General features: G+C 70.7%; 9 protein-coding genes. 7 read left to right on the top strand and 2 right to left on the bottom strand.

Annotation, left to right across the window (positions count from 1 at the left end):
• Positions 1–16: 16 nt before the first annotated feature.
• The 3 genes from ABZS61_RS09730 to mfd all read left to right on the top strand — a co-directional run bounded on the left by ABZS61_RS09730 (position 17) and on the right by mfd (position 7,116).
• Positions 17–805 carry an ABC transporter ATP-binding protein gene (locus ABZS61_RS09730; protein WP_329210230.1) on the top strand — a complete coding sequence of 263 codons (789 nt, stop codon included), beginning with the start codon at positions 17–19 and terminating at the stop codon, positions 803–805.
• Positions 802–3,381 (top strand): FtsX-like permease family protein, encoded by a 2,580-nt coding sequence (locus ABZS61_RS09725; protein ID WP_356417626.1) that lies wholly within the window; start codon positions 802–804, stop codon positions 3,379–3,381. The genes ABZS61_RS09730 and ABZS61_RS09725 overlap by 4 nt, the downstream gene beginning before the upstream one ends.
• A 204-nt stretch (positions 3,382–3,585) precedes the next feature.
• Complete coding sequence (gene mfd, locus ABZS61_RS09720; RefSeq protein ID WP_356417625.1) at positions 3,586–7,116, top strand: transcription-repair coupling factor; 3,531 nt, start codon at positions 3,586–3,588, stop codon at positions 7,114–7,116.
• Here mfd and ABZS61_RS09715 read toward each other — a convergent pair.
• Positions 7,094–7,717 carry a TetR/AcrR family transcriptional regulator gene (locus tag ABZS61_RS09715; RefSeq protein ID WP_356417624.1) on the bottom strand — a complete coding sequence of 208 codons (624 nt, stop codon included), beginning with the start codon at positions 7,715–7,717 and terminating at the stop codon, positions 7,094–7,096. The genes mfd and ABZS61_RS09715 overlap by 23 nt on opposite strands.
• Positions 7,718–7,821: 104 nt before the next feature.
• Here ABZS61_RS09715 and ABZS61_RS09710 point away from each other — a divergent pair, with 104 nt between their 5' ends.
• The 4 genes from ABZS61_RS09710 to ABZS61_RS09695 all read left to right on the top strand — a co-directional run bounded on the left by ABZS61_RS09710 (position 7,822) and on the right by ABZS61_RS09695 (position 10,665).
• The gene (locus ABZS61_RS09710) at positions 7,822–8,688 is read left to right on the top strand and encodes a hypothetical protein (protein WP_356417623.1); all 867 of its coding nucleotides are present in this window, start codon (positions 7,822–7,824) and stop codon (positions 8,686–8,688) included.
• 84 nt (positions 8,689–8,772) lie between these two features.
• Positions 8,773–9,450, top strand: a complete 678-nt coding sequence (locus ABZS61_RS09705; protein WP_356417622.1) for an HNH endonuclease family protein — start codon at positions 8,773–8,775, stop codon at positions 9,448–9,450.
• A gap of 26 nt (positions 9,451–9,476) precedes the next feature.
• Complete coding sequence (locus ABZS61_RS09700; protein ID WP_356417621.1) at positions 9,477–9,818, top strand: hypothetical protein; 342 nt, start codon at positions 9,477–9,479, stop codon at positions 9,816–9,818.
• A gap of 100 nt (positions 9,819–9,918) precedes the next feature.
• Positions 9,919–10,665, top strand: coding sequence for an N-acetyltransferase (locus ABZS61_RS09695; protein ID WP_356417620.1), 747 nt, complete (start codon positions 9,919–9,921; stop codon positions 10,663–10,665).
• 59 nt (positions 10,666–10,724) lie between these two features.
• On the opposite strand, the gene ABZS61_RS09690 is transcribed toward ABZS61_RS09695, so the two are convergent.
• Entirely contained in the window at positions 10,725–11,444 is a 720-nt protein-coding gene (locus ABZS61_RS09690; protein ID WP_356417619.1) for a hypothetical protein, read from the bottom strand.
• Between the last annotated feature and the right edge of the window lie 15 nt (positions 11,445–11,459).

The raw sequence follows: 11,459 nt of genomic DNA, 5'->3' as shown, positions 1-11,459 counted from the left end.
ACATAGGAGAAAAACCGTGACAACGGCTGTAACCATTCCCAGGCACGGGGGCACTGGAGGGCGTACGGCCGTCGCTGCGCGAGCGCGGCAGGTCGTCAAGGCGTACGGCGCGGGGGAGACCCGGGTCGTCGCCCTCGACCACGTCGACGTGGACATCGCACGCGGGCAGTTCACGGCGATCATGGGTCCGTCCGGCTCCGGCAAGTCGACCCTGATGCACTGCCTGGCCGGTCTGGACACCGTGACCTCCGGCGAGATCCACCTCGCCGACATCGAGATCACCAAGCTCAAGGACAAGAAGCTCACCCAGCTGCGCCGGGACCGGATCGGCTTCATCTTCCAGGCGTTCAACCTGCTTCCCACGCTCAACGCGATCGAGAACATCACGCTGCCGATGGACATCGCGGGCCGCAAGCCCGACGCGGCATGGCTGCAGCAGGTCGTCGAGACCGTCGGTCTCGCCGACCGGCTGAAGCACCGGCCGACACAGCTCTCCGGCGGTCAGCAGCAGCGCGTGGCCGTGGCCCGCGCCCTGGCCGCCCGGCCCGACATCATCTTCGGTGACGAGCCCACCGGGAACCTGGACTCGCGGGCCGGTGCCGAGGTGCTGTCCTTCCTGCGCAGGTCGGTGGACGAGCTGGGCCAGACCATCGTCATGGTCACCCACGACCCGGTGGCCGCGTCCTACGCGGACCGGGTGCTGTACCTCGCGGACGGTTCCATCGTCGACGAGATGCAGAACCCGACGGCCGATCAGGTCCTGGACCGGATGAAGGACTTCGACGCGCGCGGGCGGACCTCATGACCGTCTGGAAGACCTCGATGCGCAACTTCTTCGCGCACAAGGGGCGGATGGCGCTCTCCGCCGTCGCGGTCCTGCTGTCGGTGGCGTTCGTGTGCGGCACGCTCGTCTTCACCGACACCATGAACACCACCTTCGACAAGCTGTTCGCGGCGTCGTCGGCGGATGTCACCGTCAGCCCGAAGACCGCCGAGGGCGCCGACGAGCTGCCGGAGAACGGCCGGCCCGAAGCGCTGCCCGCCTCCGTCCTCGCACAGGTCGAGAAGGCCGACGGGGTGAAGGGGGCCGAGGGCGGAGTCATGAGCATGTCCGTCACGGTCGTCGACAGCCACAACAAGAACATGGGCTCCGAGACCGGCGCCCCGACGATCGCCGGCAACTGGACGCGCAACGACCTGCGTTCCATGGAGATCACCTCCGGTCACGCACCGCGCGGCCCGACCGAGGTCATGGTCGACGCCGACACCGCCGAGAAGCACCACCTGAAGATCGGTGACGAGCTGCGGACCGTCGCCGTCACCGGTGACATCGAGGCGCGGATCAGCGGCATCACCGCCTTCACCGTGACCAACCCGGGTGCTGCCGTCGTCTACTTCGACACGGCCACCGCCCAGCAGAAGCTCCTCGGCAGGCCCGGTGTCTTCACCCACATCTCCGTCGAGGCCGAACCCGGCGTCGACGACAAGCAGCTGAAGAAGAACGTCGCCTCCGCCCTGGGTGCGGGCACGTACAAGCTGCAGACCCAGGACGAGGCCGCCGCGGCCAACAAGGACTCCATGGGCTCCTTCCTGGACGTCATGAAGTACGCGATGCTCGGCTTCGCCGGGATCGCCTTCCTCGTCGGCATCTTCCTGATCGTCAACACCTTCTCGATGCTGGTCGCCCAGCGCACCCGCGAGATCGGCCTGATGCGGGCCATCGGTTCGAGCCGCAAGCAGGTCAACCGGTCCGTGCTGGTCGAAGCGGTACTCCTCGGTATCGTCGGCTCGGTCCTCGGCGTGGGCGCAGGGGTCGGTCTGGCCGTCGGGCTGATGAAGCTCATGGGCGCCATGGGCATGGAGCTGTCCACCAAGGACCTCACCATCGCCTGGACGACTCCGGTCATCGGCCTCGCGCTCGGTGTCATCGTGACCGTCCTCGCCGCCTACATCCCGGCCCGCCGGGCCGGCAAGGTCTCCCCGATGGCGGCCCTGCGTGACGCAGGTACCCCGACGGACGCGAAGTCCGGCTGGATCCGGGCCGGAATCGGCCTGGTCCTCACCGGTGCGGGTGCGGCGGCCCTGTGGGCGACGACGCAGGCGGACAAGGCGAGCGAGGGCTCGCTCTTCCTCGGCCTGGGCGTGGTCCTCACCCTCATCGGCTTCATCGTGATCGGCCCGCTGCTGGCCGGTGTGGTGGTGCGGGCCCTGAGCGTCGTCGTACTGCGGCTCTTCGGCCCCGTCGGCCGGCTGGCGGAGCGCAACGCGCTGCGCAACCCGCGGCGTACGGGGGCGACCGGTGCGGCACTGATGATCGGGCTGGCCCTGGTGGCCTGCCTCTCGGTGGTGGGGTCCTCCATGGTCGCCTCGGCCACCGAGGAACTGGACAAGTCGGTCGGCACGGACTTCATCGTCCAGTCGAGCACCGGCCAGCTGGTCGTGCCGCAGGCGGCGGAGGCCATCAAGAAGGTGCCCGGCATCGAGCACGTCACCGACTACAGGTATGTCAGTGCGAAGCTCACCTCCCCCGACGGAAAGACGGAGGACGAGGGAGTCGTCGCCGCCGACCCGACGTACCAGGAGGACCTGCGGCGCACGACGGTCGCCGGTGACCTCGGCGACGCGTACGGCAAGAACGCCATGTCGGTCGGCGACGACTACGCCGTCCGGCACGGGATCGAGGTCGGGGACGAGATCACGGTCGCGTTCAAGACCGGCGAGACGGCGAAGCTGAAGGTCGCCGCGATCACCTCGGACGAGACGAACGTGGACAAGGGCGCGATGTACACCAACATCACGACCGTCGAGCAGTACGTCCCCGCCGACCGGATGCCCGAGAACATGATCATGTTCGCCACGGCGCAGGACGGCAAGGAGAAGGAGGCGTACACGGCCCTCAAGAGTGCGCTCGCCGAGTACCCGCAGTACAAGGTGCAGAACCAGGCCGACTTCAAGCAGGACCTGAAGGACCAGATCGGCCAGCTGCTGAACATCGTGTACGGCTTGCTCGCCCTGGCGATCATCGTCGCGGTGCTCGGTGTGGTGAACACCCTGGCACTCTCCGTCGTCGAGCGGACCCGTGAGATCGGCCTGATGCGGGCGATCGGCCTCTCCCGCCGCCAGCTGCGCCGCATGATCCGGCTGGAGTCCGTGGTCATCGCCCTGTTCGGTGCCCTGCTCGGGCTCGGCCTGGGCATGGGCTGGGGCACCTCGGCCCAGAAGCTGCTGGCTCTGGAGGGTCTCAACGTCCTGGAGATCCCGTGGCCGACGATCCTCACGGTGTTCGTCGCCTCGGCCTTCGTCGGACTGTTCGCCGCGCTGGTCCCCGCTTTCCGGGCCGGCCGGATGAACGTTCTCAACGCGATCGCCACCGACGGGTGAGCATGCCCGTCGTAGAATGAGTGATCCGGCCCGGGGCGTTCCTCCAAACGCCCCGGGCCGGATCCGTTCTCCGTGACGGCGGCCCGGACCCTCTGTTGCGGGAGCGGCTGTCACACCGGAGTCGTACGCTGGAAGCCCCGGCCCGTCCTACGTGTCGGGCCCTTCGCGTTGCTCACTCCTCGCCCCACCGGACGGAATGCCTTCATGAGCCTGCACGGTCTGCTGGATGTCGTCGTCACCGATCCGGCGCTCTCCGAAGCGGTGAAGGCCGCCACCGACGGCCACCGGACCCATGTCGACCTGGTGGGCCCGCCCGCCGCGCGCCCCTTCGCGGTGGCCGCGCTGGCCCGCGAGGCGGGGCGGACGGTGCTCGCCGTCACGGCGACGGGACGCGAGGCGGAGGACCTGGCGGCTGCGCTGCGCACCCTGCTGCCCCCGGACACCGTCGCGGAGTTCCCGTCCTGGGAGACGCTGCCCCACGAACGGCTCTCGCCCCGCTCGGACACCGTGGGCCGTCGCCTCGCCGTGCTGCGGCGGCTGGCCCACCCGCGGCAGGACGACCCGGAGACCGGCCCGGTGGGTGTCGTCGTCGCGCCGATCCGCTCGGTGCTCCAGCCGCAGGTCAAGGGGCTCGGTGACCTGGAGCCCGTGGCACTGGCCGGCGGGCAGACCGCCGATCTGGGCGAGGTCGTGGACGCGCTCGCCGCGGCTGCGTACTCCCGCGTCGAACTGGTCGAGAAGCGCGGCGAATTCGCCGTACGTGGCGGCATCCTGGACGTCTTCCCGCCGACCGAGGAGCACCCCCTTCGGGTGGAGTTCTGGGGCGACGACGTCGAGGAGATCCGCTACTTCAAGATCGCCGACCAGCGGTCGCTCGAGGTCGCCGAGCACGGGCTGTGGGCGCCGCCCTGCCGCGAGCTGCTGCTCACCGAGGACGTACGGAACAGGGCCGCGATCCTGGCGGAGGCCCATCCCGAGCTGGGGGAGCTGCTGGGCAAGATCGCGGAGGGGATCGCCGTCGAGGGCATGGAATCCCTCGCTCCGGTGCTCGTCGACGAGATGGAACTGCTTCTGGACGTCCTGCCCAAGGGTTCGATGGCAGTGGTCTGCGACCCGGAGCGGGTGCGGACCCGGGCGACCGACCTGGTCGCCACCAGCCAGGAGTTCCTCCAGGCGTCCTGGGCGGCCACGGCGGGTGGCGGCGAGGCCCCGATCGATGTCGGCGCGGCCTCGCTGCGGGGCATCGCCGATGTCCGTGACCACGCCCGTGAGCTGGGCATGATGTGGTGGTCGGTCTCCCCGTTCGCGGCGGACGACGAGCTGGACGAGGACACCCTGAAGCTCGGGATGCGCGCCCCGGAGGCGTACCGGGGCGACACCGCCCGTGCGCTCGCCGACACCAAGGGCTGGCTCTCCGACGGCTGGCGCACGGTGTACGTCACCGAGGGGCAGGGGCCCGCCTCGCGCACCGTCGAGGTGCTCGGCGGCGAGGGCATCGCGGCCCGTCTCGACCAGGATCTCAGCGAGATCACGCCGTCGCTCGTCCATGTCTCCTGCGGGGCCGTCGACCACGGCTTCATCGATGCGGGCCTGAAGCTGGCCGTGCTGACGGAGACGGATCTGACCGGGCAGCGAACGGCCACCAAGGACCTGGGCCGGATGCCGGCCAGGCGCCGCAAGTCCGTCGACCCGCTGACCCTGCAGGCGGGCGACTACATCGTCCACGAGCAGCACGGCGTGGGCCGCTACATCGAGATGGTGCAGCGCACCGTGCAGGGCGCGACCCGCGAGTACCTCCTCGTCGAGTACGCACCCGCCAAGCGCGGACAGCCCGGCGACCGCCTCTACATCCCCACCGACCAGCTGGAGCAGGTCACGAAGTACGTCGGTGGCGAGGCGCCCACCCTCCACCGGCTCGGCGGCGCCGACTGGACCAAGACCAAGCAGCGGGCCAAGAAGGCGGTCAAGGAGATCGCCGCCGACCTGATCAAGCTGTACTCCGCGCGGATGGCGGCCCCGGGGCACGCCTTCGGCCCGGACACCCCCTGGCAGCGCGAACTGGAGGACGCGTTCCCGTACGCGGAGACGCCCGACCAGCTGTCCACGATCGCCGAGGTCAAGGAGGACATGGAGAAGTCCGTCCCCATGGACCGGCTGATCTGCGGCGACGTCGGCTACGGCAAGACGGAGATCGCGGTCCGCGCGGCGTTCAAGGCGGTCCAGGACGGCAAGCAGGTCGCCGTCCTCGTCCCGACGACGCTGCTGGTCCAGCAGCACTTCGGTACGTTCACCGAGCGGTACGCCCAGTTCCCCGTCAACGTGCGCGCGCTCAGCCGTTTCCAGTCGGACACCGAGTCGAAGGCGACGCTGGAGGGGCTGCGCGAGGGTTCCGTGGACCTGGTCATCGGCACGCACCGGCTGTTCTCGTCGGAGACGAAGTTCAAGGACCTGGGCCTGGTCATCGTCGACGAGGAGCAGCGCTTCGGCGTCGAGCACAAGGAGCAGCTGAAGAAGCTCCGCGCCAACGTCGACGTCCTCACCATGTCGGCGACGCCCATCCCCCGTACGCTCGAAATGGCCGTCACGGGCATCCGTGAGATGTCGACGATCACGACGCCTCCGGAGGAGCGGCATCCCGTCCTCACCTTCGTCGGACCGTACGAGGAGAAGCAGATCGGCGCGGCCGTACGGCGTGAACTGCTGCGTGAGGGACAGGTCTTCTACATCCACAACCGGGTCGAGTCCATCGACCGTGCGGCGGCCAGGCTGCGCGAGATCGTGCCGGAGGCCCGGATCGCCACGGCGCACGGCCAGATGGGCGAGAGCGCGCTGGAGCAGGTCGTCGTCGACTTCTGGGAGAAGAAGTTCGACGTGCTCGTCTCCACGACGATCGTCGAGTCCGGCATCGACATCTCCAACGCCAACACGCTGATCGTGGAGCGCGGCGACAACTTCGGCCTCTCCCAGCTGCACCAGTTGCGCGGGCGGGTCGGCCGGGGCCGGGACCGGGGCTACTCCTACTTCCTGTACCCGCCGGAGAAGCCCCTCACCGAGACCGCCCACGAGCGGCTGGCGACCATCGCCCAGCACACCGAGATGGGTGCGGGCATGTACGTGGCCATGAAGGACCTCGAGATCCGTGGCGCCGGAAACATGCTGGGCGGTGAGCAGTCCGGCCATATCGCCGGGGTCGGGTTCGACCTGTACATCCGGATGGTCGGCGAGGCGGTGGCCGACTACCGGGCGGCCGTGGACGGCGGGGTGGAGGAGGAGCCGCCGCTGGAGGTCAAGATCGAGCTCCCCGTCGACGCGCACGTCCCGCACGACTACGCCCCGGGGGAGCGGCTGCGCCTCCAGGCGTACCGGTCCATCGCCTCCGCGAACAGCGAGGACGACATCAGGGCGGTCCGTGAGGAGCTCACCGACCGCTACGGGAAGCTTCCCGAGCCGGTGGAGAACCTCCTGCTGGTTGCGGGCCTGCGCATGCTTGCCCGGGCCTGCGGGGTGGGCGAGATCGTGCTGCAGGGCGCGAACATCCGCTTCGCCCCGGTGGAGCTGCGCGAGTCCCAGGAGCTGCGGCTGAAGCGGCTGCACCCGAAGACGGTCATCAAGCCGGCCGCGCACCAGATCCTGGTGCCGCGCCCGACGGCGGGCCGGATCGGCGGCAAGCCGGTGGTGGGGCGCGAACTCCTGTCGTGGACCGGGGAGTTCCTCACGACGATTCTGGGGTCGTAGCGGCAGTCGTAGCCGTGGCCGAAGTCCTGTCCGGGGTCTCCGGGTTGAAGAGCAGGGCGGTGAGCGTCCGGAACACCTCCTCGGGGTTCCGGCCGTCCACCGGTCCTTCCAGGTTGCCGCTGAGCAGCAGGGTGGCGAAGCCGTGGGCGAGTGACCACGCGGCGATGCCCGCGAGCCGGTCGTCGCCGCCGCGCTCGGATTCGGGAAGGCCGCTGATCCCGGCGCGGAGCGCTTCGGTGGCGCGGGCCTTCGCGGCGAGCAGCTCCGGGTCGTCGGCGTGGTGCAGTTCGGGGCGGAACATCACCTGGAAGTGCGCGGGGTGTCCGCTCGCGAACCGTACGTAGGCCACGCCCCGTTCCCGTAGGTCCGGTGCGGCGGCGAGGGCGTCGGCGAACAGCGTGTAGCCCTCGGAGGCGATGGCGGTGAGCAGGCCCGTCCGGTCCTTGAAGTGATGGGCCGGCGCGGCGTGCGAGACGCCGGCCCGCCGGGCCAGATCGCGCAGGCTCAGGGCGTCGGGGCCTTCGGCGGCGATGACGTCGAGGGCGGCGGCCAGGACGGCGCGCCGCAGGTCGCCGTGGTGGTAGGTGCGCTCACTGGTCATGGTCAGCACAGTACGCCGTATCTAGCCATTGACAAGTTCTTCGTCGAGGCGCACGCTGGGATCTAGTCAGTGACAAGATGAGCCGTTCTGCGGAAGGCGGAGACATGTCCGACGAACTGGGTCGCGTACGCCAGATGTGGCACCTGATGGAGCCCCTGCACGCCGTCCTCTACTACGCGCCGGAATCCTTCGAGGAGGCCGCCGGGCTCGGTCACGCGGTCGACGAGCGCTGGCCCGGCTACTTCGCCTGGCGCGCGGCACCGTTGGGGGCGGTGGACGCGGACCGGGTGACCGCCACGTTCTACAGCTTCAGCCCCGCGATGACCGGAAAGTACGTCCCGGGCGGCTGGTCCGTGGCCGGCCCCGAGGCGGTCCTCGCGGCCCGTACGAGGGCGGTCGACCGGGCGTACCGGAGCCTGTTCGGCGACCGGGTGCACGGCCCGGAGTTCGCCGAGGCGGCCGAACTGGCGCGGCGCGCGGCGCTGGCCGCGGACGTTGCGGGGCGCCCCCTGGCCGAGGCCAACGCCGCCCTGCCCTGGCCGGACGCGCCGCACCTGGTGCTCTGGCAGGCCGCGACGGTCCTGCGGGAGCACCGGGGGGACGGCCACCTCGTGGCGCTCGCCGAGGCCGGCCTCGACCCGGTCGAGGCGCTGGTCTCCTTCGCGGCCGTCGGCGCCGCCCGCCCGGAGGTGTTCACGAGCCGGGGATGGAGCGGGGCGGAGTGGGCGGCGGGCCGGCAACGGCTGGCGGAGCGCGGCCTGCTGGAGGCGGACGGGACGGCCACGGAGGCCGGGCGTGCCCTGCGCGGACAGGTGGAACGGCGCACGGACGAACTGGCGTCGGGTCCCTGGGTGGTGCTCGAACCCGAGGCGCGGGAGCGGCTCGTGGAACTGCTGGGGCCGCTGTGGGTGGAGGTGCTCGGCTCGGGGCTGCTGCCGACCGAGAACACGTTGGGCATCGGGAAGGTGTGAGGCGACGCCTGGCGCTTACTGTGGACCGCTGTGATATCTCATCGTGCAGCAATCCACCGGATCCGCCTGCTCCCGCTCGCGGCTGTGACCCTGACGGGCTCGCTCGCCCTGGTCGGGTGCGAGCCCGGCCTCTCTTCCGAACCTCCGGCGCAGACCGCGCCCGCCGCGGGCGGAACGGCGATGCAGGCCGTCGAGGGCCTCACCGTGAAGGGGCGGGCCCCCAGAACCGGTTACGAGCGGGACGAGTTCGGCTCCGCCTGGCTGGACACCGACAAGAACGGCTGCGGGACCCGGGACGACATCCTCGCGGACCAGCTGAGCGATGTCTCCCGTGCGGCCGACGGGTGCAAGGTGCTGCGCGGGGTGCTCGACCCCGACCCGTACACGGGGACGCGCATCACGTTCGAACGAGGGCGCAGCAAGGTCGACATAGACCATCTCGTCGCCCTGTCCGACGCCTGGCAGAAGGGTGCGCAGCAGTGGAGCGACGACAAGCGGCGCGCTTTCGCGAACGATCCGCTCAATCTCGTCGCCGCGGACTCCTCGACCAATCGCCGCAAGGGGGACGGTGACACCGCCACCTGGCTGCCTCCCAACAAGGCATACCGCTGTACGTACGTGGCGGGACAGGTCTCGGTCAAGAAGAAGTACGGGCTGTGGGTGACGCGCGCCGAGCGGGACGCGATGGCGAAGGTGCTGGCGGCCTGCCCGGACCAGAAGCTCCCGGCGGACGGCAGTCCCACCGAGAGCAGCGGGCGTTGACCGGCGACGGGCTTCGGGCCCCCGAGATGAATACCGGGCGCACGTGGACATGGCGTCTGACGGCCGTGGGCGTGAACCTGTTGCTCGGCATACCCGGAATCGTTCCGGTGTGGCTCCTCTGGTACTTCGTGTCGAACGGCCCGCTCGCGGAGATGGGCTACACGCGGCGTGAGCCGACCGAGAACGACGGCATGCTGCTGTGGCTGGTGATCATCGTGCCGGTCGTGGTGGTGTTCGGGCTCCTGTGGTGGCTCGCCAACGGCCCCGTGCGGCGGAGGGTGCGGCTCGACCCCCTCCTGTACTGGCCGGTCGGTGTCCTGCTGACACTCGTGCCCACGCTCGCGCTCATCGCCGCCGGCTCCGTGTGACGCGGCCGATCACCTGGGCACCCGCACCCGACCCCGGGCCGAGCCGGTGCGGCACGGGAAATGGGTTGGCGGGTGGGGGCGGCGTGTCTAGCGTGGCCGGATGGACCTGATGATCACCACCCTCGCCGCACGGCCCGAGCTGGCCCGGGCGATGGACGAGATGCCGGACACCTGGCCCGAGTTCGTACTCGAGGACCTCGTCGGCTGGGCGAACTTCCCGCGGATCGCCGTGGAGTTCCCCGAGTACGTGCTCGTCGCCACCGACCCGCACGGGGCCGTCGTCGCGCGGGCGTACAGCGTGCCGTTCGTCCTGGAGGCGCCGGGGAGGGGCCGACTGCCCGTCAACGGGTGGGACCAGGTGCTGCTGTGGGCGCTCTCCGACCTGCGGCACGGACGCATCCCCGACATGGTGAGCGCGATCGAGATCACGGTCGCCGAGGGGCACCTCGGGCGGGGGATCTCCGGCCGGATGGTGGCCGCGATGCGGGAGAACGCCGGGCGGCTGGGCTTCGGGGAGCTCGTCGCCCCGGTACGGCCGAGCGCGAAGCACACCGACCCCTCGGCGCCGATGGAGGAGTACGCCCGGCGGACCAGGGACGAGGACGGGCTGCCCCGCGACCCGTGGCTGCGCGTCCATGTGCGGGCGGGCGGGGTGATCGAGGCGGTGGCGCCCACGTCCATGACGGTCAGCGGCTCGCTCGCGCAGTGGCGGGACTGGACCGGGCTGCCCTTCGACGCCGAGGGACCGGTGGTGGTGCCCGGTGCGTTGGTGCCGGTGCACTGTTCGACCGAGCACGGGTACGCGGTGTACGTCGAACCGAACGTGTGGGTGCGGCACCGGGTATGACGGTGCGGACGGCCCCCCGCAGGTGTCCGTGGACGGGGGCCGGCCGCGCCGTCGGACGGTCAGTCCGCTGCCGGTCTCGTCACGGTGAGCGGGGCGTCGAACTCGGAGAACTCCACGGTGAGCGGCTTCTCCGTGCCGTCGGTGAGGCGCATCTTCAGGAGGTGGGGCGTGCCCTCCGTGGCGACGCTCGCCGTCCACTTCTCCCGGCCCGTACCGCCGGTCAGGGTCAGGCAGGGTGTGCCGGCGATCGTCGCCTGCCTGCCCTTGCGGGTGGTCGCACTCGTCGCGGCGAGCCGGTCGAGGAGATCCTTCGGATCGCAGAAGCGCAGGCTCCGGGCCGTGCGGTGGTCGTCCGGGCGTGCCTTCACCCAGCGGCCGGCGAGCCGGTCGACGTTGGCGTCGGCGTCGCGGGCCGGGCCGTCCGCCGCCGCGGCGCGGAGCATCGCCGCGTCCGACTTCGTGTAGACGGCGCCGTCCGCACGGATCAGTTCCAGGGTTCCCGCCGATCCCAGCGAGAACGTTCCCGTGCACGCGCCCCTGGCACCTGAGGCGACGAATGCCTGGACCGGGCCGTCCGCCGACTCCGTGGTCACGGTCAGACGTACGGTCGCTGCGGCCCGGGTGGCGGCGACCGCCTTGTTGGTGACCTCCGGGCCGGTGAGACCGTCGAACGGAGCCCGCGGCCCGGCGTCGCCGGTGAAGGCGTCGCAGGCGGTGAGGCCGAGTGCCGCCGTGACGCAGAGAGCGGCTACGGAGATGCGGGCTGAGAGGCAGCGCACGGGACGGGGCTCCGG

Source organism: Streptomyces sp. NPDC005566 (assembly GCF_040605575.1).
Classification (GTDB): domain Bacteria; phylum Actinomycetota; class Actinomycetes; order Streptomycetales; family Streptomycetaceae; genus Streptomyces.
This window is presented reverse-complemented; position numbering and strand designations above follow the sequence as displayed.